The following is a 25782-nucleotide window of genomic DNA, read 5'->3' on the forward strand; positions in this document are numbered from 1 at the left end:
CGATTGTTTTTTAGACCGCGAGAGCCCTGTCCCTCGCATTTCTGATATGGGCGACCAGCCTTTCGGCCGCCTCCTCGGGCAAGCGTTGCTCGATGGCTTCCAGAATGGTCAGATGCTCGGCCATGACCGACTTGACGTGACCTGCAATTCGAAACCGCTCCTGGTTGATCAGCCGCATTTTGATGGAATTTACCCGGTAGGCATTCGAAATGATGGAATTTCCAAGTGAATCGATAAAGGCATCATGCATTCCCCAATCGATAGCCTGCGCTCTTGCATCCAGTTCCGGCGATGTCGTTCCGCTTTGCGCGGCCTCGGCAATGTTGCGGTGATTGGAGATCATCTCTGCAATCGTGTCATCGGAAGCCGTGCGGGTAAAAATCGCAACGGCTTCCTTTTCCAGGAAAATACGAAACTGAAACGCTTCGCGGATCAGGTTGATATCGATATGGGCGACCTGAAGACCGCGCTGGGGAACGGTCTTGATCAACCCATCCGCTTCCAGCCGTGGTATGGCCTCACGAATTGCCCCTAGCGGGAGCCCGGTCAATTCCACCAGACGACGTTGGGATATGAACTGGCCGGGGCGAACATCGCGCGCAAGCAGGTGATGCGTAAAACTCTCATACGCCTTTTCCCGCAATGTCGTCTGCTCGCCAGTCTCGTCCATGAAAAACCCTTTTCAGGCCGCCTGCCTGTTGAATAAAGTATCGAATGCGGCCTGAAGCTTCTTACAATTTTCAGCGGAAATGGAAACCAGGGGAGGGCGCACCGTGTGCCAGATTGTTTCCCCCGTGACGTGCGAAACCAGAACCTTGACCGCCGGTGTCACGGGGTTCTTGAGGAGCTCTGCAACCAGATCCACGATCCGATTGTCATCCAGGCCATCCACCGCCATGGCCCGAACCTCCTGTGGCAGGAAGTTGGCGCAGCCGGAAATCGCGCCCTGTCCGCCAAGGCGAACGCCCTGTGCCAGATGCCGTTCATCGCCAATCAGAATGACGAGATCCCGATGCTCGGAAAGCAGGCGCTGCGTATAGGGCCAATCGCCTGAGGAGTCCTTTACGCCTGTGACGACGCCCGGAAAGGCGTGGCGCAGGCGGCCGATGAGTTCTACCGAAAGTCCCACCGCCGTAACGGACGGAATATTATAAACCAGAATGTCCCGGCCGGTATCGCCAAGCTGATGGAATACGGATGAGAACCACTGAAACAGCCCTTCATCACTAACGTTCTTAAAATAGGACGGAGGTGCAAGAAGGATGTTGCGCGCCCCGGCTTTGAGAGCTTCGCCCGCCTGGTCTGCCGCATCCTGTGCCGAATCCACCAGCACGCCTGTGACCAGCTTGTTGGCAGCAATACCCGCATTCAGAAAAGCTGAAAGGATCTCGGTCCGCTCTCTCGAGCCAATCGAACTGCCTTCGCCAGTGGTGCCGAAAAGGGTAACGCTATCGCAGCCCGCGGCCAGCGAACGCTTGGCCTGAGCGATCATGGTCGGAATCTCGACCGCTCCATCCTGCGAAAATGGTGTCGTAAGTGCTGCCGATAGGCCGAATTTACCAGTCAATTGCCTGCTCCTCCAAAACTGACAAACGCTTGATACGACATTAACATGTTAGTTGTAAAGCCTGCAGTGCTCAGTCCTGTGGAAAGAATTTGATCCTCGGACAAAATGGCGCGGGGTCTGCGTGGAAAACGAGTTCTAAGTTGGGAAAACACTGGCTTTAAAGGGGTTTTTCCCGATTCAGCTCATTTTAGAAAAGCGTGTCTGACGGGACACAGCGAAGATTAAGATTGTTAAAATTGGCTTTTGGGAGGCTCTTGGCAATATGTGATTAACCTTTATTTTCTATCTCATTTGCTGTGCCAAATGTCCGTTTATGATGAGTGTACAGGCTGTGATGCGTTTTCCCCGTTCGAATTTAAATAATTCCGTCAATACGATAGAAGAGAGGGGACAGAAGCAGCCCGATGCGGAGCCGCAGGCAACGCAAAATGGGGCCAGCGGAATGATTCCGTTAACGCCAGACCAGCGTGCCGTTATGGGTCGTAACGCTGATCAGATTGCTGCGAATGCTATCGAGGGTCGCGACGAGATGCCCCTGTGGCAGAACGCCTTTGTTCTCGGCCCCAATGTGCGGTTTACGCGTACTCCGCAAAATATCGTTGCCGGAAAACAGGCGACAGCTGCGACCTCCCCCAAACCGGATGGGGATGAGGCGGTATTCGCTCCCTCGCACGCTGCCAGGCCGGAGAGCGATCGCCCTGCCGCGCCCAAGCTGACAGAGGAAGAGCGCCGCATTGCAAAACCAGCCGTGCTTCCCCAACCTCCAGGAGCGACGGGTGCGCTTGCGCTTACATATCGTTTGCGGCGCGAACTTGCCTTGAAGCAACAGCAGGAAGCCTCCGCTCCGGCTGACGCGGTGACGACTGTTGAAGACTCTCCATCCTCTGCCGCGTCGTCTGACGAACAGATCGATGTTGCCTGCTTCCCCGATACTCAAGGCGCTTCGGTTCAGGCCAGGCTTGATGTTCCCGCCTTTGCCGATGCATTGTCGGATGAAATGTTCTGGGAGGCCATGAGCCTCGATATGGGCGACGCCATTTTGCCGCCTTCGCGCCCGATGCGGCTTGCCGAACTGGCCCGCATCAAGGCCAGCAGCGTGGCGGCTGCCGCTCCAGTACAGCCAGCTCCCGCCCAGGCGAAAGTCACCCCCCGGCCGCAACCGGTCCAGGTCATTCGCCAGTTGCCACCAACCATCGAAAAGCCGGTCTTTGCGAGATCAGTTGATTCACCCGTTTCGCTCTACCGGCAGGTAGAGGTCCGCGCCGTTCCCGAGGCGGATAGCGCCCAGCCTGAAGCGCACCATGTCGAAACCTCTGTGGAAGAACCGGCCCAGGTCGTGGCCGTCCCAGCCGAGCAGCCTGTCGTGCCAGTGGTTCAACCCGCTGCCGTAATAGAGCCGCGACGGGAAATGCGCACGGTCGCGCGCAACAACAATCAGCCGATGTTTCTGGATGCGCCGGTGTTCAGCGACGGCGAATACGAATATCCACCAATCGATCTTCTGCAACAGCCGCAGGTTCTGCAGACGACAACAATGACGCCGGAAGCACTGGAGCAGAGCGCAGGTCTGCTGGAAAGTGTTCTGGAAGACTTTGGCATCAAGGGCGAGATCATCGATGTTCGCCCTGGCCCTGTCGTGACGCTTTACGAGTTCGAGCCTGCCCCCGGCGTCAAGTCGTCCCGCGTTATCGGCCTGTCGGACGATATTGCCCGCTCGATGTCTGCACTTTCTGCCCGCGTGGCTGTCGTGCCGGGCCGCAACGTCATCGGCATCGAACTGCCGAACCCGGTTCGGGAAACGGTTTATTTCCGTGAACTGATCGAGTCGCCCGATTACGCGGAAACGCGGATGAAGCTTGCGCTTTGCCTCGGCAAGACAATTGGTGGCGAGCCCGTTGTCGCCGAGCTGGCAAAGATGCCGCACCTTCTTGTTGCCGGTACCACCGGCTCCGGCAAATCCGTCGCGATCAACACGATGATCCTGTCTTTGCTTTACCGGCTGAAGCCGGAAGAGTGCCGGCTCATCATGGTTGATCCTAAGATGCTGGAACTGTCTGTCTATGATGGAATTCCGCATCTGCTGACGCCAGTCGTGACCGATCCCAAGAAGGCCGTCATGGCGCTGAAATGGGCGGTTCGCGAGATGGAAGACCGCTATCGCAAGATGTCGCGTCTGGGTGTGCGCAATATCGATGGCTACAATGCCCGTGCAGCATCGGCGCGCGCCAAGGGCGAAACCGTCATGTGCAACGTCCAGACCGGCTTTGATCGTGCAACGGGAGAGGCGGTCTACGAGCAGGAAGAAATGGACCTGACGGCGATGCCATATATCGTCGTGATCGTCGACGAGATGGCCGACCTTATGATGGTCGCGGGCAAGGAGATCGAGGGCGCAATCCAGCGCCTGGCTCAAATGGCGCGTGCTGCGGGTATTCACCTCATCATGGCCACACAGCGCCCATCGGTGGATGTCATCACCGGCACCATCAAGGCCAACTTCCCGACGCGCATTTCGTTTCAGGTCACGTCGAAGATCGACAGCCGAACCATCCTTGGCGAACAGGGTGCCGAGCATCTTCTGGGCCAGGGCGACATGCTCCACATGGTTGGAGGCGGCCGCATAGCGCGTGTGCATGGACCGTTCGTATCGGACGAAGAGGTCGAGAAGGTCGTTGCACATCTGAAGACGCAAGGCCGTCCTGAATATCTCGGCACCGTCACGGAAGACGCAGATGAAGCCGATGATGCTGAAGAAGAGGACACAGCTGTCTTCGACAAATCAGCCATGGGTGAGGACGATACCGCTGACCTGTACGAGAAGGCGGTCAAGGTTGTGCTGCGCGACAAGAAGTGCTCGACCTCCTATATCCAGCGTCGCCTTTCGATCGGCTATAACCGCGCTGCCTCGCTGGTTGAGCGCATGGAACAGGAAGGCATTGTGGGCCCTGCCAATCACGTCGGCAAACGATCGATCATCATGGGTGAACGTGATGTGTGTGAGGTACCGGGCGCTGTCGACTAGGGTGTCTCCTCGTTATTTGGACACGCTATAGCAACACCCTGTCGTTCAAGTTGCCTGCAGAAATTCAAAAACCCGGCGAGGTCATCGCCGGGTTTTGTGCATCTGGCACTCTCTTGCCGGATCAGATCGGGCGGATGAGACCCGTGCGCGGCAGATAGGGCACCCTGTTGCGTTTCAACTTTTCGATGGCGGCAGGACGACCTACGTAATAGCCCTGAACCTGATCGATGCGAAGTTCCTTAAGCAATTCCATCTGCTCCGCGGTTTCGACACCTTCAACGAGGATCTTGTGGCCGCGGTTGCGGATCAGGTCGACAATATCGCTCAACATCGCCTTGCCGCGAGGTGTGCAGGCATCATGCAGGAACGACTTGTCGATCTTGACGGTATCGAACTCAACCAGCCGCAGCCAGGACAGCCCGGCAAAGCCGGTGCCGAAATCGTCGAGCCAGATTTTGACGCCCAGTGTTTTCAGATCGCTGATGCAGCGAAGAACGTCGGAGTTCATGTCGACCTCAAGGCCCTCGGTGATCTCAAGGGCCAGTCGTCCTCCAGCCACTCCCATTTCACCGAGAATGGCGGCGACCGATGTAGCGAAGCCGGGGCATTTCAGTTGAATTGGGGAAACGTTGACGCTGACGACGGAGGTTTCTTCGCAGCTTAGAACCTGTTGGCACACCGTGCGGATTGCCCACAGGCCAAGATCGGTGATCACCCCGGTCCGTTCGGCGATGGGAATGAAGATGCTGGGAGGAACAAGTGTGCCGTCCAGAAGTCGCAACCGCATGAGTGCCTCTAGCCCTGTGGCCCTGTCGGTCGAAAGTGTCTTTATCGGCTGATAAACCAGAGATACGAGGTTCTGGGCGATTGCTATATTCAGCAGCGCCGCGACATTCTCGGTGTCGTCGCTGTTATTCGGGTCGTTCGGGTCGAATAGTTTGACAGTGTTCCGGCCATTTGCCTTGGCAAGATAAAGCGCGCGGTCCGCTTCATTGATGAGGCGTTCCAGCTTCGCATCCGGGTGCGGACGCGTATAGGAGACGCCGACGCTGACGGTTATGACAGACGTCCCATCTCTTCGCCTTTCATGTGTCAGTGAAAGGTCTTGGACTGTCTGCCGCATCGTTTCGGCGATTTCTTCAATGTCTCGGGCGGTGGTGAACCGCGCCAGGGCTATGAACTCCTCGCCACCGTAGCGACCGATGACCGCGTCGAAACGGCTCATACTGTCCTGAAGCGTTTGCGCCACCTGCACCAGGCAGCGGTCGCCTTCCTGATGGCCATAGAAGTCGTTATACTTTTTGAAGAAATCGACATCGATGAGGAAGACTGCGAAGTTCCGCTCTTTCTCGGTCCATTCGTCCCACAAATGCCGCAGGCGTCCGTCGATTGCCCTTCGATTTTCAAGGCCGGTCAAAGGATCGGTGTTGGACAGCCGCAGCAAGGCCACGCCGCGCTCTTCCGCCTGGCGTTGTTGCACCTTAGCCTCGATCGCGTTGAGGAACACGTGATAGCGTTCACGGTTCAGTCTAAAGTTCACATAGCTGGTGAAGACAAAGCACGAGAAATAGAAGGTGCCGAAGGCGATCTGATAATAGATGTCCTGATGGAAATAGCTGAGCGCCACGAAATAAGTCAGCAAGACCAGGCTGGACGTAAATATGGACAGGCTGAAATTGAAGGTAAAAAACAGGTTGGCGCCCATCATGAACATCGCGCCGAACACCATGTAATAGGACATGTTGGTGGCATAGGATGTCATCATCGCCGGCATGAGCCAACCGACATAACTGCATATCAATGCCGTGGCACAGGCAATGTCCAACTGGTTCGTTTTGGCACCAGCCCGGATTTGCATTTCCAGTGTCAGAAGGGCGCAGATACTGACGACAAACCGCGCGAACATCGTGTGTGGTGCAACATCTGGCACCAGCAAAATATCCATCAGCGAAAACATCAGGTAGATGGGGACCGCCAGCCATAAGCCTTGCCTTATGGCTTTGCGTCGCTGGACGTCAGCCTCTTCCAGGAAAAGAGTCCGCAAAGCGTCCTTGGATCGCTGCGGCGACGCTTCCTGATGCAAGTCAAGTCCTGCCGTATCTGCTAAAGTGTGCGTCATGCACTTTTCCATAGGTTGCAATAATGTTGCAAGTTTATCGGATCGAGACTTGCAGAAGTTATTGCTAAATTCTGCTGTTTTACTTCCGGTTCTCTCATCTGTCAGACTCAAGTTCAGGTTGCAATCATGGTAACAATATAAGCATTCCTATTAAGTTTCTTTAAATCGCCAAAAAACTACAACTGACTTTAGATTTACCTTAATAAAAGGTTTTCGAAAAAAGCATGTTTTCACGGCTTTTCGTAGATTGACTCCTGCACTGGTCGCAGATGAATTAACACAAAGTTAACATAGTGTTAATCAGGAGCGATATATGTCCCAACTTGCTACTGCAAACTTTGATGGTGAAAGTCTCATTACCCCAGAGACTATCTCGGACGAAATATTCGACACAAGAGCGAGCAATTTTGAAGAGAAATTTTTGCTTGCGCAGGCAGACGTCTCGCTGGTTCTCAATTTGGCACATCAGCAATTCGTAAACGGCAGGGCGCCGCAGGATATCATCCATAACGTTGCTGGCCAGCTCCATTTTCTCAGAGAGAAATACCACTCAGGAGTGTGGCGGGAGATCATTCCTATCATTCAGGACCATGAGGTCTCGGACTACTTCCTGCAGGACCCCTTCACGCTGTGGTCTTTCGAGAAGCCTCGCGGATACTCGGGCGATGCGCAATTGCTAGATTTCATCTATGGTCACGAGAGTGTTCAGGATCGTATCGCTGCCGCATCGCCACTTGGTATGGCACTGTATGAATACACGAAAGATGCTTCATCCTCGGTGGCCGTGCGGGAGCGCCGCGACATATTGACGAAATATGTCGATCAGATCGCAGCTTCCGTCGGGAATGACGCAGAAATTCTGACCATCGCAGCCGGGCATCTGCGCGAGGCAAATCGTTCTGTTGCGCTGGCCAAGGGCAAGATCAGGCGTTGGGTTGCTCTTGATCAGGACCCTCTGAGCGTCGGCGCCATCACACGCGACTTTGCCGGCACCTGCATCGAGGCCGTCGATGGCTCGGTGCGTGGCATTCTGTCTGGTCGCCAGCAGCTTGGCACGTTCGATTTTGTCTATGCTGCAGGTCTGTATGACTATCTGGTCGACAAGGTCTCGATCAAGCTGACCCAGCGTTGCCTGGACATGCTCAAGCCCGGCGGTACTTTCCTCTTTGCCAATTTCTCGCAGGATATCGGCGTTGACGGCTACATGGAATCCTTCATGAACTGGGCTCTGTTGCTGCGCACCGAGGAAGACATGTGGCGCATCATCAATGCCAGCATCGATCCGGAAGCGTTCGAGGCCGAGGTCTTCTTCGGCGAGAACCGCAACATCGTCTATGGCGTCATTCGCAAAAAGGCGTGACGTCCTTTACCCAGACGTCACGCCGCCTTTGATGGCGGCGTGACGGCGCCCGCTTAAATCGCGATTCCCATGACGCTCGAAACACTCTAAGGAAACTTGGGAGATAGCATGGCTTTGGAGCGCGGACATGGAAAACAAGCGTTATTATTCTGACTTCGGCGGCCTTCCTGGCCAAACTGAACTTCTATCCAGCAAGGCGACCTTTACGACCGCCTATGCCGTTATACCAAAGCGGGTCATGTCCGACATCGTGACCAGTGTTCTGCCGCACTGGCGCGAAACGCGAGCCTGGATCATTTCGCGCCCGATGACCGGCTTTTCCGAGACATTTGCCCAATATGTCATGGAAGTTCTGCCAGGCGGAGGAAGTGACAGGCCCGAACCGGACGCGCGTGCGCAAGCCGCTATTTTCGTCGTCGACGGCGAGATGAGTATCGAACACGCGGGCAAGCGCCATGCGCTGCGGGCCGGTTCATTTGCCTATATTCCTGCGGGCGAGGCCTGGAGCCTTCGCGGCGAAGGTACGGTGCCGGCCAAGTTTCATTGGGTGCGGAAGGTTTTCGATGTCGTTGACGGCCTTGAGTTGCCCCCGGCGATCTTCACGCATGAGGATGAGCATGAATTGTCGGCCATGCCCGACACAGGCGGAAAATGGGCGACGACGCGTTTCATAGACCCGGCGGATGGACGCTATGACATGCATCTCAATATCGTCACCTTTGAGCCGGGCGCGACAATCCCTTTCATGGAAACCCACGTGATGGAGCACGGGCTTTTTGTGTTGGAAGGCAAAGCGGTCTATCGTTTGAACAATGATTGGGTTGAAGTTGAAGCGGGTGACTTCATGTGGCTTCGCGCCTTCTGCCCGCAGGCATGTTACGCAGGTGGGCCCGGCCGCTTCCGGTATCTGCTTTACAAGGATGTAAATCGTCATGTGAAATTGTGGTGACCAGGCCTCTAGACGCCCCATATTGCTTTCCACTCCGGGCGGAAATTAGCGAAATCTTTAATTCGGGGAGTGAGGTTGTCGGCCAAAGTTTTGCGCGAATAACCGCGCGCAAACAATCTTCCAGGACCGCTTAGCGGAGATCGACACTATGCCTGAAACTTTCGAAGCAGATGTTTTCAACCTCGCGCCCGTGGCAATGTGGATCGAAGATTTTTCCGGCGTGAAGCGGCAGTTCGATATCTGGCGCGGACAGGGCATTACCGATATCCGAAGTTACCTGCGCGAAGACCTTTCCCGTGTGCAGGAATGTTCGCAGAAGATACGAGTGCTCAGCGTAAACGAAAAAACCCTCGAACTCTTCGCTGCCCGGGATTTTGACCATCTGCTCTCGAATATGGATCGCATATTTCGTGATGATATGCTGGAAGGCCATATCACCGAACTGGAAGCACTGTGGGAGGGTAAGGCGCGCTTTTCCAGCCATGCGGTCAACTATTCCCTAAGTGGCCAGCGCCTCGACATTCAGCTGCGCGGCGTCATCCTGCCCGGCCATGAGGAGACCTTTGAGCGTATCCTCATTACCACTGAAGATGTCACGGAGCGCGAAGAGGCGAGAAGGCTTGAGCAGAGCAACCGCCGATATGCCGAGAGCATGTTCAAACATTCCCCGGTGTCGCTATGGGTCGAGGACTTTAGCCGTATCAAACGGATGATCGATGACCTGAAGGACGGTGGCATCGTCGACTTCCGGGTCTTCATGGATGTTCACCCCGAATTCGTGCTTCAATGCATGAGCGAAATCCGGGTGATCGAAGTCAACAAGGCGACCCTCGATCTCTTTTGTGCTCCCGATGAGCAAACCTTGCTGCGTCGGTTGCGTGATGTCTTCCGCGATGAAATGGACAAGCCATTTCGCGAACAACTGATCGATCTCTGGAACGGAAATCTTTTCCATCAGCGTGAGGTCATCAACTACGCGCTCGACGGGACGGAACGTCACGTCCTTTTGCAATTCTCCGTCTTTCCGGGCCACGAGCAGGACTGGTCGCTTGTGCAGGTCGCGCTAACGGACATCACGGCGCGCAAGAAGGCCGAGGCATATCTCGAATATCTGGGCAAGCATGATGTTTTGACCAAGCTTTATAACAGGGCATTCTACACCGACGAGTTGAACCGGCTTGAGCGCAAGAGCCTGCGACCCGTCTCCGCGATCATCATCGATTTGAATGGCCTGAAGGTTGCCAACGATACGCTTGGCCACGATGCGGGCGACAAGTTGTTGCGGCGGCTTGGAGAGGTTCTCAACGGCGTGGTAGCCTCGCCCAACAGCGCGGCGCGGATCGGCGGCGATGAATTTGCTATTTTAATGCCTGGCGCTGACAAACAGGTGGCCGCCAATCTGGTGGAAACCATCTACGAACTGTTGAAGATCAACAACCAGTTCTATTCAGCGTCGCCACTCGGGATTTCTATCGGTGTGGCAACCAGTGAGCCGGGAGAAACACTAGAGGCGATGGTGCGCAGGGCGGACATGAGCATGTATGAGGTGAAAAAGGCGCACTATGCCGAAGCTTCTTTAAAAGCGATGCCCACCGGTTAGGTGGGCACCTGAGAAGCGGGGAAAAGCCCTGCGTAATTGTCAGACGAGCAGGTTATCCGCAGGAACTTGCTGGCTTAATGCCGCGACATCCGGGTCGTTGATCGAGTAGGCATGGATGTAATCGATCTTCATTTCGGAACCATTTGGCAGCCCATTTGCAGGCGTCCCCGCTATGCCGCCTACGGCAAGGTTGACGATCATATACATGGGATCATGCATGTCGGCAGGCGTGTCTATCTGAGCTATCGCGACGTCGTCGAAATACCAGGTAATATGGTCTGCCTCCCAGAGAAGCCCGTATTTGTGGAATCCCTCGGTGCTTGAGACGTTGACGTTGTTGATGCTGGAGGTTTGCTGGCCGGTTGCGTTCGAGTGCGCCGAAAGGATCAGCGAGTTTGGATTCTGACCACGCATCTCGATGACATCGAGCTCCGGCGGCCATGTTCCATCCGTCGGCAGCAGCCAGAAGGCTGGCCAGGTGCCCTGGTCGCTGGGCATATCGGCGCGAATTTCAAAGTAGCCATAGGTCTGGGAAAAGGATGCATGCGTAGTCAGCATACCGGACGTATAGTCATAGCCGTTGACTGCGTCCGAGATTGAATCCGGGGTAGGGGCGGCCTTGATGGTCAGAACGCCGTTCTGGACGGAGAACGGATTGACTGACGAGGTGGGCTGATAGGCAGGGTTTATGTACCACTGTTGTTCGGAGTTGGAATGAAGGCTGCCGCCCTCGTTTCCGGCCCACCAGAACTTCGGTTCCCATACGCCCGTCTGGCCGTTGCGCAGCGACAGGGAGTTGAACTCATCCGAAAAAGTTGAGGTGAGTTGAGACCGATCGAGGGATAGCCGAAACTGATCAGCGTTCAGGTCGTCCGCCGTCGTGTTTGCCAGCACGACACTTTCGCCATTGTCGAAGTTCAGCCACAGATCAGCGCCCTTCTGGGTGGACGCAGATATCAGATTGTCGAACGACGTGACGCCGTAACCATCGAGCCGAATGATGTCGTCGGAACCGAAATCCGTGACGAGATCCGTACCGTTACCCTTGGCGAAGACAAAAGTATCTGCCCCGCCCGCGCCCGTCAGCACGTCATTGCCCGCGCCGCCGTCTATCGTCTGCTTGCCGGACCCGCCGCTGATGATGTTGTCGATGGAATTTCCGAAGGCGTTTCGCCCGTCACCGGTGACGATGAGGTTCTCAAAATTGTCGGGAAGCGTGTAGCCCATCCATGTGTTGATGGTATCGACACCTTCGCCAGCCGACTCGGCCGCGCGATTGATGGTGGAATAGAGGTAGTAAATGTCATCTCCGGTGCCGCCGCGCATGGTGACATTGACGCTGCTGTCACCCCACATGGAGTCGTTTTTGGCGGTACCATAGAGGGTTGGTCCGGAGCCTGTTGCGGAGAAAAACCCGGTGGACGTATCGCTGTAATAAAGCGGTTTGCCGAGTGCATTCAAGATTGATCTGGCCATCGAATTTCCCCCGTTGACACTGCCATCCAAGACATTTGCTGGTGCCAATACTGTACCAGCGAAGCCCGTGATGTTTGTGTCGAAAATGAGATAAATGGGGTCGCGGCACCTGTGAAAAATCAAGGGTTAGAGCCGTGGTCAAACATTAGCCAACGGATGGTGTGGACAGTAACCACAGGCCGAAAACCGTGTAGATGACCATCGCGACTGCAAGAAATATCTGTGACCGTGCGGCCACTTTTGAGCTGCGAAAGGCGTCCGCGGCGATCGCGTGTGCGACGACAATGCCTGCGACATGTCCCATCACGATAATGAGTGTTTGTGCAGCCCAGATGATGCGAACACCTTCCAGATTCTGCAGGAAGGACGCGGTCACATGCATGTCGACGGTGCCGAAGAGGTCCCAGCCAAGGGCAAAGGGATCTGAGATCACGACCATCAGATACTGGCCGTTGATCAGGAGTTGCGTGAGATAATGCGCGCAGTGGAACGCAATCGAAATAGGCACGATCGAATAGACAAGGCGACCGGCAAGGTCCTGGAGCTCACTCCAACCCTTGCCCGCAAGGTACAAGCCGGCGGCGACGCTGAGGTAGAAGACCAGCATTAACACGATGGGAGTGATGAGCAGGCCAAATGAATTGGCAATCATCACGCCGCTTCTTCCGGGGAATTCAAGCGGGTTGACATCGATGAAACCGAGCCAGGTGAATGTCTCGGAAAATCCGTCGAATGTTGCGGTGCCAAGTGTGAGCAGAATGAAAATTGTGCCGGACAGCGGAAGCGTTTCGGCACTGAGACATCTGGCTCCGGGCCAGCCGATTGAAAAGCTTTTGCGGTGCCCATCAGTCGTGATGCTGAAGACTGAGAACAAGCCAATCATCCGAAAGAAGATGGAAAACGGCTCGCCGACGCGCATCCATGCCCGCTCACCGAAAACGATCATCGCTGCAAAGTTGATCGCCCAGTAGCTCGAAACCGCCATTGCCAGCCGGGTCGGGTCCTCCGGCGCAATCGAGACGAGCTCGAACCATGCAAAACCCGAGAACTGGAGAATGGCGGGAACGTAGCCGATGGCCGATGGCAACGCCATGATCGGCTCGCGGCCCACCGCTGTTCCCGACACCCTGCGGAGTGCCGAAAGGACACCGGTCCACGGGTTGAGCCATGGCCAGAGATTGCCGAGGATTGCCTGCAGCATCGTCAACCCTACCCAGCCCACCGTCCAGATCAAAAGCGGCAACGGGTTGCTCAAGGGATCATCGACCGAGAGAAATCCGGCCACCACGCTCACCCCAAGAATGGCGAATGATAAAAGGCTGAGAGGCGCCTTTGGGACACTGAGGGATTGTGCCACCGAGAATGTCTTTCGCGGCAGCTCGGCAAACCAGCGTGTCGGAGCGACCGTCAAAAGCAGGAAGGAGAGGAGGACCGCAAGTCCTCCACCGGCGAGATAGAACTGTGTCGGAAGGAGCATGATCAATCCACGCTCTGCGCCGTGGGCAAAGGCCTGCGTGCTACCTGCAGATGTTGCGATAAGCAACGTCAAGTATCCAAAATTGCGAGGCGCGAAGCAAAGTCGCTGAAATGTCGCTTTTATGCGAAAAATTAGTGGCGTTTGCGACGTTTTCTCTCCCATTTTTGCCTGTGCCCTCCAAAATTGAACAAAGAAATCAGATCAAAAATCTCTCTATATTGAAAATTCTATAATTGTAATCTCGAGACATCTACGCGATCTCGATTTTAAATCACATGGTCAAAGATTTAGCCCGTTGATCTGTCCCCACTATTTTTTCGTTTTCTGTTGTTCACGTATTTACGCAAAGATCAATGCACGGCATAAAACGCCCTCTGGATTCTGGCTGGCGCAGTTGGTGTCAAGGGTGCTGTGCAGCATATTTGGGCATGATGTCCATGAGTGGGGGATGAAATGGCTGATGAGACGATGACACGCAAGACTGGGCTCACGCGCCGATCGACGCTTCTGACGTTGGGAGCGGCTGCGGGGGCGGGGATTGCAAGCAGTGTGGCGCCGGGCTTCGTGCGCTACTCTCAGGCCCAGACATCGCAACCTGTCAAGCTTGGACTGCAACTGCACAGGACCGGCATCGGTGCTTCTTACGGACGCTGGTACGAGCGCGTCGCCAAGGCCGCCGCCAAGATCATCAATGACGAAGGCGGCATCAATGGCCGTCCGCTGGAAATCATCGTGGAAGACGATGGGACCGATGCCAAGCGCGGTGCAGAGGTGGTGGAGAAATTCGCTGCACAGCACAAGGTAGATGCCATCTTCGGTACGCTTTTTTCGCATGTCGTCATTGGGTCTGCCCCACGCGCGGGAGAGCTGAAAATGCCCTATGTGGTTGTTTCCGAAGGCTTCCATGTGGCCTCGGGGAAGTTGAACCGCTATTGCTTCCAGCCCTGCATCACCGATGTACGCAGCCAGGTCACCGCCATGGCGCCATGGATTTCGCAAAATCTCGGCAAGAAGGCGACGATGATATTCCCGGATTACGCATTCGGGCATGACCACCGCGATTACTTTTCTGCGGCCTTGAAAGCCCACGGCGGTGAGGTTCTGGAACTCATAGCCATTCCACCGACAGAAACATCCTTTACCCGTTATCTGCCGCGCATTCCCTCCGACACGGAGGTTCTCTATCACGTGATGGTCGGACCATCAGTCCTGACTTTTGTTACGGAGCTGGGTCAGTTCTACGGCTCGCAGCGCCCGCAGATTTTCGGGTTCATCGATAGTCTCGAGGCCGTTGATCTTGCGACGCCACAGCTTTCCTACCTTGACGGGACATATTTCTGGGAAGGAATGCCGCGCTACGCCCAGAAAGATCAGAGCCAGTGGGACAAGATCTATCGCGCCGCCGTTGGAATTGACGAGAACGGCGCCAGTGCTGCCGATCCCAAGGACATCTCGACCTATTCGCATATGTTCGGCGTTTGGGAGAGCCTGTTCGTCATCAAACAGGCAATGGAAAAGGCCGGTTATCGAGGTCAGCAGGACACGCCAGCCTTCATCGAGGCCATGGAATCCCTTGAAACATTTGCGGAAGGCCGCGATCATCCGCAAGGCGACAAGCGGTTCAACGGCAAGAACCACCAATGCTATGGCCACCAGTATATTTCCAAGGTCACCGATGGAAAGCTGGGCGTTGTCCACAAGACATCCATCGAGGATGGTGCATATGAGGTCACCGCGGATTATACGAAGATGTCGCTTTGACCTGACGACGCATGAGGCGCGGGGGTCTGATCCCAGCGCCTGAGAATATTGAAGGGAAAACGCGTGGCATTTGGCCCGTTCCTGTTACTTGCCACGCTGGAAGGGCTCTTGCAGGCGGCGGTCCTGACCTTGACCGCGCTCGGCCTGTCCCTGGTTTTCGGCGTGATGCGTGTCGTCAACGTCGCGCATGGCGAATTCTATATGCTGGGTGCGGTTATGGCATGGTGGATTACCACCATGATTGGCCTTCATCCCGCCGCCGGTTTCTTTCTCGCATTGCTGTTCAGCCCGCTCATCGTCGGTGTTGTTGCTTTTGCGGCAGAGCGGCTGGTGCTGCGCAGGCTCTCCTATGATCCGGAGTCGACCATCGTTGCCACAATCGGCATGCTTTACATCATCCAGCAAACCGTTCTTCTGACCTATGGGCCGGACGCAAGGCCGGTTGCCGCACCCTTCTATTACCGTCTGCAACTGCCCTGGTTCGGCTACTCTGCCTATAATCTCTTCGTCATTGTCGCTGCGGGCGTTCTGCTGACTGCCGTATGGTATGTTCTGACCCGGACACGCATCGGCCTCATCATGCGCGCCACCCAATATGACCGGGAAACGGCGCAGAGCTTCGGCATTCCAATCGATCGGGTCTATGGCTTTGTCTTTGCCGCAGGTGCCATGCTTGCAGCCATCGCAGCGGTGCTTATCGTGCCGATCCGTCAGGCCCATTATCTCATGGGGCTCGATCCGCTGCTGCTCTCATTCATCGTCGTCATCATTGGCGGGCTTGGCAGTATACGCGGAACTGTGGTGGCCGCTCTGGTTATTGGTTTGAGCGACGGCATCATCTCCGTTTTCTTCTCGCCTACCCTTGCAAAGATGATCTCGACGCTCCTCGTCGCACTCGTTCTGGTGTTCAAACCCGAAGGCCTGTTTGGAGCGAGAGAGCGATGAAAACTGCAACGCGCTCCCGTATCTTCGCCTTGCACTGCCTCGTGCTCGCCCTGATCTTCAGCCTGAAATATTTGCTTCCTGATTATCATCAGCTCGCCATGACGCGCATCATGGTGCTTGCGATTTTTGCCATGGGATACAATTTGCTGTTCGGCTACACCGGACTCTTAAGCCTCGGCCACGCCCTGTTTTTCTCAAGCGGCCTCTATGGCGCAGGCCTGGCAGCCTATCATCTCGACTGGAGCGTTCCTGCCGCCTTTGCTGCCGGGATTGGTGTCGGCTTCTTCGTTTCGCTGGTCATTGGACTGATCTGCCTGCGAACGACCGGTGTCGCCTTCATGATCGTGACGTTGATGTTCTCGCAGGTGGCCTATCTCGGCAGCCTCTATTTCTCGGAATGGACGCGTGGTGAGGAGGGGCTGATGTTGCCACAGGCTGCGCGCGGCTTCGAGCTTTTCGGATATGTCGTCGATCTCACCGATGCTATTACGCGCTACAACATCGCATTTGCGCTCATGTCCCTGACCCTGTTGATGACATATCTCGTTGTTTCGAGCCCGGCGGGCCGGGTGCTGATTGCGGTGCGCGAGAACGAGCCACGTGCGATCATGCTGGGTTACAACACATTCCGGCTGAAACTCATCGCGTTGACAATGTCCGGCACGCTTTGCGCCATGGCAGGCGCGACTTACGCGCTGCTGTTTGCCTATGTCGGATCGTCTTTCGGCTCGATCCAATACTCGATCGAAGCGCTGCTCTTCACCCTTCTGGGCGGTGCGGGAACGTTGCTCGGGCCCATTCTCGGCACCGTGTCGATGTTCTACATCATCGATATCGCAAGTGAGCTCACCTCCGCCTACATGCTGGTCGCGGGTGTTGCCCTGGTCTTGCTTGTTCTTTTCTTTCCGAAAGGTATTCTCGGCTCGATCCGCGAAAGGTGGCTGCCATGGCTTCCGTGACGCTGCTGTCCACAAAGGGCTTGAGCCGCCATTTTGGCGGGCTGAGAGCGGTCGATGACGTGCACTTCGAGATATCCGCCGGGGAAATTCATGCTCTGATCGGCCCCAATGGTGCGGGCAAGACAACATTCGTCTCACTTCTGTCCGGTCGGATAGAGCCGACCGCCGGAAGCATCAGCTTCATGGGAGAGGACATCACCGGCGATGCCGCCTATCAGCGTGTGCGCAAGGGCATCGCCTATACGTTTCAGATCACCAGTATATTTCCGCGGCTCAGCGTGTTCGATAACGTCGCGCTTGCGGCCCAGAATACCTTGCAACGACGGGCGGGCTGGCTCGGTTGGAAGTCTGTTGATCTCGCCCGTCATGCCCTGTCGGCGCTGGAGAAGGTTGGCCTGGCGGACCGGGCGGATGCCAAGGCGGGCACGCTGGCCTATGGCCACCAAAGGCTGCTTGAGGTTGCGATGGGTCTGGCGCTTGCGCCGAAACTCATGATCCTTGACGAGCCGACCCAAGGGCTTTCTGACGGCGAGATCGATCGCTTCTGCCATCTTGTCGAAGCCATATCGAAGGATACGACGATCTTGCTGATCGAACACAATATGGCTGTTGTCATGCGGCTCGCGCAACGCATCACGGTGCTGAACGGTGGGCGGCTTTTGGCGACGGGTGCGCCCGAGGATATTCGCGCCAACGCGCAGGTCCAGGCCGCCTATCTGGGAGGAAGCTGAAATGCTTTCCGTTCGCAATCTTGAGGTCTATCACGGCGATGTCCGTAGCTTGAAGGATGTCTCGTTCGACATTTCGCCCGGAGAAGTGCTTTGCCTTCTGGGGCGGAACGGAGCGGGCAAGACGACGAGTTTGCGTGCAATCATGGGGCTTGCGCCGGTTCGCAGCGGGTCGGTTGTTTTCGATGGTGTCGAACTGACGTCTCTGCCGCCTCATGCAATTCCAAAAACAGGTATTGGATACGTGCCGCAGGGCAGACGCCTGTTTGCAGAGATGACGGTGCGGGAGAATCTTGAGATAGGTTTGATGGCGCGCAATACGGATCGCGCCATTCTGGACAGCATCTTTTCGCTTTTCCCCGTTCTGAAATCGCGACTTCAGCAGGTCTCGGGCACGCTGTCCGGTGGCGAGCAGCAGATGCTGGCAATGGCCCGCGCCCTTTGCCTCGATCCGGCATTGATCCTGATGGATGAACCCACCGAAGGCCTCATGCCATCGATGATCGCAACGATACGGGACGTCATCCTGGAGCTGAGGGCGCGTGGCAAGGCGGTATTGCTGGTGGAGCAGCGCATGGAGGCTGTTTTGTCCGTTGCCGACAGGGTGTGTTTCGTAGAAAACGGTGAAACGAAAGCCACCATGGCGACGGACGCTCTGCGCGTCGATCCGGATCTCGTCAAAGCCTATGTTGGAATCGTCTGATCGGCTCAGACAGGCAGCCTTATCGTCATTTCCGGCAGATCGCCCCATCTTGCCTTCACCACGGATTGACGTGACAGGCGGATCAGGCCGCACAGGCTGCCGGTTGTCACGACCTGCCCGCGCTTCAATCCGCCAAGATGGTCGATAGGCAGGTTGGCATAGGCAACCAGCGGAGTGAGCGGGTTGCTCTGCGGATGTTTCGGCGTGGCAGCAAAAAGAACCTCGCCATCACCTTCAACAACAAGCGCAGCAAGCGTTGGGTCTTCGTTGGTCAGGCGCTGGGCGAGCGCAATATCGATTTCTGGTCCCAGGACAAAGGAGTGATTGCCGAGGCGGTCTGCCAGAAACAGCGGCAGCGGCGATTTGTTTTCTTCGACGAGGCGGTAGCTGCACAGTTCTGCGCCCAGATGGACCGACGCCACATGTGGCAGGACATCTTCCACCGTGTACTCCCTTCCCGTTTCCGGTGCAGGCAGATCATCGGACAGCACAAAGCAGACCTCGATTTCGATGGCCACGGCCCCCGGCTTGGGAATCTCGAAGGAGGTTTCCGTCTTCATGTCGTAAAGATCCAGAAGAGGAGCCGCGATGGCACGTCCGTTGTTGATACCAAGCTTCCAGCCCGCGACTTCCTTGCCGATAGAAGCGGCAGCAATTGCCTGCACGGCCATGCCGGTTTCAATGCTGGATGGAAGCAGGCCAGCATTCTCAAGCTGGGAGACGCCAAGCGATGACTGCCGATTTTCAGCCTGGGCGAGAACAGCGCCAAGTCTTATATTCGCCTCTGTCATCGTCGTCATGTAAAGCCTCCCGTAACGTCACGTCCTTCCAATTTCATTACAGTCATTTACGATGCTGGCAAGTGAAGCGCATATTGCACTTGTGGAAATACATGGTCTTCAACACATATTCATCGATGCCGATCTCATTCACCTGTTTATCGGCTCTGGTCCTTCGTAACGGGCGCGCGGGCGAATGAGCCTGTTTTCTGAAAACTGTTCGAAAGCGTGCGCAAGCCAGCCAACAGTCCGGCCGATGGCAAAAAGGCTGAGGGCTGCGCCCGGCGGAAGGTTGAGTTCACGCCGCAGGCTGACCAGCGCCACGTCTATTGTTGGCAATTTTCCGGTCGTATCGGCGACGGTGTCGATCAGTGCCTGACGTGTGGGATGGGGTTTAAGGAGAGCCAGAAGTATCGCGGCCCTGGGGTCGCCCTCAGGATAAAGCGGATGGTCGAAGCCAGGCAAACCGTCTCCCCGGCGCAGCCGGGTTTCCACCACCGTTTCAGGGTCGGCTGCTGCTTCAATTTCATCGAACAGAAGTTCAACGAGACTGGTCATGCCACCATGCAAAGGTCCGCTCAGCGCAGACAGTCCGGCGTCGATACAGGCCCCAAGGGAAGCGCCGGTTGACGCGACGACGCGGGTGGCAAAGGCGGATGCATTTAATTCATGATCGGCCAGCAATACCAGCGCAGACCTCAGAATATCTGCTCTGGCTTCATCAATTTTCCAGGCTCTGGCGAGGTGGAGGTGAGTGGGCAGGCTGCTGGGCTGGCTATTGCTCGCCGCTGCCGTCATGCTGCGTAAAAGCGTGGCTGCACCCGGCCATAGCCTGCGCTTGTTCCTTTGCCAGGCCGTCATCCGGCCAGCGTCGACAAAGCAGAGCAGCGCCTTGCACCGTTCCGTCATCGGCAGATCCGCTGCCAAGCCAAGCAGGGACGCGTCCCACGCCGGCTCTGCTGCGTCCGCGAAGGGATTTTCGTCGCCACAGTTCCAGAGCAGTCGTGCGACATCCTCAAGCGTCTTGCTCTCGGCAAGCGTCACTGCATCGTGGCCGCGATAGAACAGGTGGCCGTTATGGATCAGGGTCAGGTTGGAGGACAGCACCGGCAGACCCCAGTCGAGTGTCGATGCGGCGACGTCTTTCGGTCTTTTGCCAAGCAACTTGTTCTTCTTCAACTGGTCGATGTCGTGACTGTTGTACAAGCGGCGTCTTGGATCGTCAGGCGCCCCCATTGTTCGAATGAGGCCACGGCTGACATAGGCATAAAGGCTGGCGCGGTTGATGCCGAGTAATTCGGATGCCATCGCGGCATCGATGAAAGGGTCCTGCACGGAATTTTCTCTACATTGATTGGTTGAATCAAGATTGATTATATTGATTCAATCATGATGTCTGTGGGTGTCAACCCATGAGGCTCACCATGACCATTTCATCACACATTGCTCCTGCTACCGAAACCACGAGCCCAGGCTTGGAAAACACCATTGCTGCCGAAACGATTCTCAGCCATGTCGATGGCGCAGCGGGCCGGCTGATCGTCCGGGGATATGATCTCGACCAGATTTCAAGCTGGAGCTTCGAGGCACTCCTTGCCCTGCTTTGGAAAGATCTTGCGCCCGGCCAAGTCACCGAAGCCGATGTGCAAACTGCATTGGGGCAGGCCCGCGCTGCAGCGTTCCATCTCGTTGAACGTCTGCTGCCGACCCTACCTCACCTTTCACAGGTAGAAGCCCTCCGCTTCCTGCTGGCGGCGCTGGCAGACTCACAAACGGTTCCACATCATGTCATGGCCGTTGCTGCCGTGCCGGTCTTTGCGGCAGCCATTGCACGAAATGCAGCGGGTTCTGCACCTGTAGGCCCCGATGCTTCACTGGGTCATGCCGAGGACTTTCTATTCATGCTCCACGGCACGCGTCCTTCGGAAGAAAATGTGAGGGCGCTGAACACGTACCTCGTCACAGTGGCGGACCATGGTCTGAATGCCTCCACATTTGCCGCGCGTGTCATTGCATCCACCAAGGCGGGCATGTTTTCATCCATCATCGGCGCATTATGCGCACTCAAAGGACCGCTCCACGGCGGTGCACCGGGCCCGGTTCTGGATATGCTCGATGCAATCGGCAGCGAAGATAACATCAATGCCTGGCTATCCGCCTCGCTTGCCCGTGGTGAGCGGCTGATGGGTTTCGGCCACCGCATCTACCGGGTTCGTGACCCGCGCGCCGATGTCTTGAAACAGGCGGTCGGCCTCCTGCGCCATGGCGGTGGCCGTATTGGTTTTGCGGAGGCTGTCGAAGCCGAAGCACTGGCGCTGCTGGCCGAAAAGAAGCCGCTGCGTCCCTTGCAGACCAATGTCGAGTTCTACACGGCGCTTGTGCTGGAAGCTGTCGGTTTCCCGCGAGAGAGCTTTACCAATGTCTTTGCTGCTGGCCGGATGGGCGGCTGGACGGCACATGTTCTGGAGCAGGAGCGTCTCGGCAAGCTCATCCGTCCACAGTCGCGCTATGTCGGCCCGCAGCCTTCGCAGATGTGATGCCTGACGCTTCGAGCGTCGATCGTCATGCCGAAAGATCGCACCGTGGCCTGTTGACGGTGCGGTCAGATGCCGATGAATTTTCGCAAAAGAGCCAGCAGTTGCTCCCTTTCGGCTTCCGATAGCGCTGCTCCCACGCCTTGCTCATAGGCAAAGAACCATTCCGAAGCGGCTTCCGCTTCGGTCTTGCCCATGCTGGTCAGGGTCAGTTCGACCGCGCGTCTGTCTTCGTCCGGTATGTTGCGCGAGAGCAGGTTCCGGTCCTCAAGCGCGCGGATGAGTTTCGTCATATGCGCCCGCTTTATCATGAGGCTTTGGCCCAGAATGCTTTGGCGGATGCCCGGATTGTTGCGAATAACCCAGAGGACTGAGAACTCCCCCGGCTTGAGGCCGCGCCCTCCCACCTCTGAAAAGAAGTTCTCGAACACCTTCAACTGGGCCAGTCTCAGCATGAAACCCGGCGCTTCGTTGAGGCCGCCCAGATCCACCTTTTCATTGCCGTGAACCAGCATATCCATGTCTCATCCTAAATATCGGTGCGCTGCAGATTTTCCAGCCACGTCCCAACACATCAAGCGTCCGTTGTAGCACTCTTATCTGATGCGTTTGAAGGAATGGAAGAGCGGCAGTCGCGTATCTGCGCGCCGATACTTGTTCAATTCGCTTTCACGTTTCCGCTGAGCCCTGCGTTTTTCTGCGGCGGTTGCGCTGTGGCGAGGCCTTCTCGTGGGAAACGCAAGTGTGATGTCGCGCGCCTCGTAATGATTGTTTACTTAGAGATTGTTTCCTTGTAAACAAAATTTAGAGGAGGCTGACATTCGTCCTCCTTGATATCGCGCGATTGACGTCTGGGAGGAGTCATGAACGAAAGCGAAAGTCGACTTGGCGTTTTTCCGTCGCCCGGCGGTCATTTGTCCGTCTCTGACGAGGTGAACTGCGCCTCGGCGTCACGACGGGTCGCACATTCCCTTTTCTGCGCCGAGGTTCTGGCGCAATGAGTGGCTTTGACCATCAAGTCGAGACAACGCTGGCGCTCTTGCGCAACACTCCCGGCTGGCAGGAAATATGCGCCGCCAATCCCGATCTTGATGACTTCACTGTCAATTCCATTGTTTCCGAAGCGGCAACCTTCGCCGAAACCGTCCTCGCACCGCTCAACGCGATTGGCGATCGGCAGGGCTGTCGCGTTGTTGACGGTCGCGTCATCACACCGGCGGGATTCGGTGACGCTTACAGACGTTTTTGCCAGGCGGGCTGGCTGGCGCTGGATGTGCCAGAGCGGTTTGGCGGGCAGGGGCTTCCCCACACGTTGCAGGCGGCTTGCGCTGCGTTATTCGAGCGCGGATGTGTCGCCCTCATGATGCTGGCCGGCTCTTCAAGAGCGGCGACCTTTCTGCTGGCAGAGTCTGCGCAAGCGAATGTCGCGGAAGAGTGGATCGCCAAACTCCTTGCCGGAGACTGGTCTGCGACCATTTGCATTTCAGAGCCCGATGCAGGCTCCGATGTGGGGCGCATTCGCACCCGCGCGATGACAGAAGGCGGCGAGTGGCGCGTTGACGGCACCAAGTGCTGGATTTCCTTCGGCGATCACGACATCACGGACCGCATTGGTCATTGTCTGCTTGCCCGGACCAGCGACGAAGCAGGGACCAGAGGGCTTAGCCTGTTTCTTGTGCCGGATCACATTGACGGACATCGAAATGGTGTCTTGGTTGAGCGCATCGAAGAAAAGCTTGGACTGCACGGCTCGCCGACATGCGTTCTGCGTTTTGAAAAGTCGCGGGCAATTCTGCTTGGGCAGGAGGGGCGAGGGCTCCAGCACCTGTTTACAATGATAGAGCGGATGCGGCTTGTGACGGGTTGCCAGGGGCTTGGGGTTGCCTCTGCGTCTGCAGATGTGGCCGAAGCCTATGCGCAGGACAGGCGACAGGGTGGCTCACCCAGCGCGAGACCCGTGCCGATCTCTACGCATCCCGATGTGAAGCGACAGCTACGCATCTTGCGGCGGCAGACGGAAGTTCTGCGTGCCGCCACGCTGGAACTGGCGGCAACGCTTGATCTGGCGTCCCTCTCCACCGATGAGGACGACCGTTCCTTCCATCAGGATTTAGCGGCCTGGATGCTGCCACTGGTCAAGAACTTCGGAGCAGAAATCGGTTTCGATACGGCAAACCGGGCGATCCAGGTGCTCGGCGGTGCCGGTTACACGCGCGAATGGCCTCTTGAGCAATATCTGCGCGATAGCCGGGTGATGTCGATCTATGAAGGCACGACTGGAATGCAGGCGCTGGACTTTCTGACGCGACGGCTTTGGCGAGACGAAGGTCGTGGTCTGGCGGCGTTCGAAACACTTGTGATGCGCGACATTGCCGCCTCTCAAAACGCAGCTGAGAATGAGCGGGCGTTGAGCGCACTCAGATCCTTTCAGGATGCAAGTGAGCAAATGCGCCTTTTGTCAGCCCAGACTGAGGCGGCCTTGTTCAAGGCAGACGATTACATGCGCTGCGGCTGGGAGGCGGTTGCAGCGTGGCTTTCACTGCGTTTGCCGAGGGGCGACGCCGAAACGGAACATGGCCAGTTCGAGGGCGCGGCTGCAGCGCCCCGGATGGCATGCTTTGCAAATTAACGGGAGGACGACATGAAGAATTCAATGATTAGGCTCGGTGCGCTTGCCAGTGTGGCGCTCACGCTTGCCGCTTTTCCTGCCTTCGCCGATATCACGATTGGTGTGACGATACCCACCACCGGACCGGGTGCCGCGCTGGGTATCCCATTGAAAAACTCGGTAGACCTCTGGCCGACTGAAATTGCCGGCGAAAAAGTGAAGGTCATCGTGCTTGATGATGCGGGTGATCCTTCTTTGGCCACCACGAATGCGCGACGGTTCGCCAATGACGACAAGGCGGATGTGATTGTCGGTACCGCACTCGTGCCCGGGGCCATCGCGGTTGCTGGCGTCGCGGCCGAGGTGGGTGTTCCGCACCTTGCCCCATCGCCGCTGCCGCCACCTGTGGCCAAGGGCTGGAGCTTTGTCTTGCCGCAAAATGCCGAACTCGTGTCTCGCCATCTGTTTGCGAAGATGCAGGCAGATGGCGTTAGAACGCTGGGCTATATCGGCTTTTCTGACTCCTACGGCAATCAATGGGTCGATCAGTTCAAGAAGCTGGGGGCCGAATACGGCCTGAAAATGGTGGCCGAGGAGCGATTTGCGCGGCCTGATACATCCGTTGCCGGGCAGGTGCTGAAAGTGGTTGCTGCCAGGCCGGACGCGGTATTCATCGGTGCTTCCGGCACAGGTGCAGCGCTGCCGCAACTGGGTCTGCGCGAGCGTGGCTTTACAGGCCCCATCTATCAGACCATCGGCGCCGTCACCTTCGATTTCCTGCGCATCGCCGGAAAAAGCGCCAACAACACCGTTTTTGCTTCGGGCCCGGTAATGGTGGCAGAAGACCAGCCGGACACATCGGAAACCAAGGCTGAGGGCCTTGCCTATGTAACCGCCTATGAAGGCAAATATGGCGCCGGCACCCGGACACAGTTCGGCTCACACATGCAGGATGCTATGATCATCCTCAAGAAGTCTGTTCCCGTGGCACTGGCAAAGGCAAAACCTGGCACCAAGGAGTTCAGGGATGCGCTGCGCGATGCCATCGAGAATGGCGGACCGTTCCCGGCAACCCATGGCGTTTTCCAATTCTCACCATCCGATCACTACGGCCTTGACGACAGGGGCATTGTGCTTCTGACCGCCAAGGACGGCAAGTTCAATTTGATTAAATAGTCGAGCTGACAAAAAGGCT

General features: G+C 56.5%; 20 protein-coding genes. 12 read left to right on the forward strand and 8 right to left on the reverse strand.

Features of this window, described 5'->3' with window-relative positions; genetic code table 11:
* Positions 1-10 precede the first annotated feature (10 nt).
* Both QRN85_RS02030 and QRN85_RS02035 read right to left on the reverse strand, forming a co-directional pair.
* Positions 11-670 carry a GntR family transcriptional regulator gene (locus QRN85_RS02030; RefSeq protein ID WP_062588205.1) on the reverse strand — a complete coding sequence of 220 codons (660 nt, stop codon included), beginning with the start codon at positions 668-670 and terminating at the stop codon, positions 11-13.
* 12 nt (positions 671-682) lie between these two features.
* A complete protein-coding gene (locus QRN85_RS02035; protein WP_284757057.1) occupies positions 683-1567 on the reverse strand; it encodes a dihydrodipicolinate synthase family protein in 885 nt (294 codons plus the stop codon).
* Between the two features lie 442 nt (positions 1568-2009).
* Here QRN85_RS02035 and QRN85_RS02040 point away from each other — a divergent pair, with 442 nt between their 5' ends.
* Entirely contained in the window at positions 2010-4589 is a 2580-nt protein-coding gene (locus QRN85_RS02040; protein WP_502870744.1) for a DNA translocase FtsK, read from the forward strand.
* Between the two features lie 121 nt (positions 4590-4710).
* On the opposite strand, the gene QRN85_RS02045 is transcribed toward QRN85_RS02040, so the two are convergent.
* On the reverse strand, positions 4711-6708 hold the full coding sequence (locus tag QRN85_RS02045) for a putative bifunctional diguanylate cyclase/phosphodiesterase (RefSeq protein ID WP_284757059.1): 1998 nt from the start codon (positions 6706-6708) through the stop codon (positions 4711-4713).
* Between the two features lie 313 nt (positions 6709-7021).
* Here QRN85_RS02045 and QRN85_RS02050 point away from each other — a divergent pair, with 313 nt between their 5' ends.
* The 3 genes from QRN85_RS02050 (at position 7022) to QRN85_RS02060 (ending at position 10617) form a co-directional block, all read left to right on the forward strand.
* Entirely contained in the window at positions 7022-8068 is a 1047-nt protein-coding gene (locus QRN85_RS02050) for a class I SAM-dependent methyltransferase (RefSeq protein ID WP_284757060.1), read from the forward strand.
* A 127-nt stretch (positions 8069-8195) separates the two neighbouring features.
* Positions 8196-9017, forward strand: a complete 822-nt coding sequence (locus tag QRN85_RS02055; protein WP_284757061.1) for a bifunctional allantoicase/(S)-ureidoglycine aminohydrolase — start codon at positions 8196-8198, stop codon at positions 9015-9017.
* Between the two features lie 148 nt (positions 9018-9165).
* The gene (locus tag QRN85_RS02060) at positions 9166-10617 is read left to right on the forward strand and encodes a sensor domain-containing diguanylate cyclase (protein WP_284757062.1); all 1452 of its coding nucleotides are present in this window, start codon (positions 9166-9168) and stop codon (positions 10615-10617) included.
* Between the two features lie 39 nt (positions 10618-10656).
* On the opposite strand, the gene eglC is transcribed toward QRN85_RS02060, so the two are convergent.
* The gene (gene eglC, locus QRN85_RS02065) at positions 10657-12093 is read right to left on the reverse strand and encodes an endo-1,3-1,4-beta-glycanase EglC (RefSeq protein ID WP_284757063.1); all 1437 of its coding nucleotides are present in this window, start codon (positions 12091-12093) and stop codon (positions 10657-10659) included.
* Positions 12094-12238: 145 nt separating this feature from the next.
* Positions 12239-13570, reverse strand: coding sequence for a hypothetical protein (locus QRN85_RS02070; protein ID WP_284757064.1), 1332 nt, complete (start codon positions 13568-13570; stop codon positions 12239-12241).
* Between the two features lie 453 nt (positions 13571-14023).
* Between QRN85_RS02070 and QRN85_RS02075 the strand changes: the two genes are divergently transcribed.
* The 5 genes from QRN85_RS02075 to QRN85_RS02095 all read left to right on the forward strand — a co-directional run bounded on the left by QRN85_RS02075 (position 14024) and on the right by QRN85_RS02095 (position 18666).
* The gene (locus QRN85_RS02075) at positions 14024-15331 is read left to right on the forward strand and encodes an ABC transporter substrate-binding protein (RefSeq protein ID WP_284757065.1); all 1308 of its coding nucleotides are present in this window, start codon (positions 14024-14026) and stop codon (positions 15329-15331) included.
* Between the two features lie 63 nt (positions 15332-15394).
* Positions 15395-16276, forward strand: a complete 882-nt coding sequence (locus tag QRN85_RS02080; protein ID WP_284757066.1) for a branched-chain amino acid ABC transporter permease — start codon at positions 15395-15397, stop codon at positions 16274-16276.
* Positions 16273-17235: a branched-chain amino acid ABC transporter permease gene (locus QRN85_RS02085; protein WP_284757067.1), complete on the forward strand. Its 963-nt coding sequence runs from the start codon at positions 16273-16275 to the stop codon at positions 17233-17235. Before QRN85_RS02080 ends, QRN85_RS02085 begins: the two co-directional genes overlap by 4 nt.
* Complete coding sequence (locus QRN85_RS02090) at positions 17223-17966, forward strand: ABC transporter ATP-binding protein (protein WP_284757068.1); 744 nt, start codon at positions 17223-17225, stop codon at positions 17964-17966. The genes QRN85_RS02085 and QRN85_RS02090 overlap by 13 nt, the downstream gene beginning before the upstream one ends.
* Before the next feature lies 1 nt (position 17967).
* On the forward strand, positions 17968-18666 hold the full coding sequence (locus QRN85_RS02095; RefSeq protein ID WP_284757069.1) for an ABC transporter ATP-binding protein: 699 nt from the start codon (positions 17968-17970) through the stop codon (positions 18664-18666).
* Between the two features lie 5 nt (positions 18667-18671).
* Here the strand turns inward: QRN85_RS02095 and QRN85_RS02100 are convergent, their stop codons facing one another.
* Entirely contained in the window at positions 18672-19466 is a 795-nt protein-coding gene (locus tag QRN85_RS02100; protein WP_284757070.1) for a 2-keto-4-pentenoate hydratase, read from the reverse strand.
* Positions 19467-19595: 129 nt separating this feature from the next.
* Positions 19596-20780 (reverse strand): citrate/2-methylcitrate synthase, encoded by a 1185-nt coding sequence (locus QRN85_RS02105; protein ID WP_284757071.1) that lies wholly within the window; start codon positions 20778-20780, stop codon positions 19596-19598.
* A gap of 89 nt (positions 20781-20869) precedes the next feature.
* On the opposite strand from QRN85_RS02105, the gene QRN85_RS02110 reads away from it, so the two are divergent.
* Positions 20870-21982: a citrate synthase gene (locus tag QRN85_RS02110; protein WP_284757072.1), complete on the forward strand. Its 1113-nt coding sequence runs from the start codon at positions 20870-20872 to the stop codon at positions 21980-21982.
* 65 nt (positions 21983-22047) lie between these two features.
* Here QRN85_RS02110 and QRN85_RS02115 read toward each other — a convergent pair whose 3' ends face one another.
* Positions 22048-22500 (reverse strand): MarR family winged helix-turn-helix transcriptional regulator, encoded by a 453-nt coding sequence (locus QRN85_RS02115; protein ID WP_284757073.1) that lies wholly within the window; start codon positions 22498-22500, stop codon positions 22048-22050.
* A 476-nt stretch (positions 22501-22976) separates the two neighbouring features.
* On the opposite strand from QRN85_RS02115, the gene QRN85_RS02120 reads away from it, so the two are divergent.
* Positions 22977-24608, forward strand: coding sequence for an acyl-CoA dehydrogenase family protein (locus tag QRN85_RS02120; RefSeq protein WP_284757074.1), 1632 nt, complete (start codon positions 22977-22979; stop codon positions 24606-24608).
* Positions 24609-24620: 12 nt separating this feature from the next.
* Positions 24621-25763 (forward strand): ABC transporter substrate-binding protein, encoded by a 1143-nt coding sequence (locus QRN85_RS02125; protein WP_284757075.1) that lies wholly within the window; start codon positions 24621-24623, stop codon positions 25761-25763.
* Positions 25764-25782: the final 19 nt, after the last annotated feature.

The sequence above is a fragment of the Agrobacterium sp. fls2-241-TYG-188a genome (genome assembly GCF_030209845.1).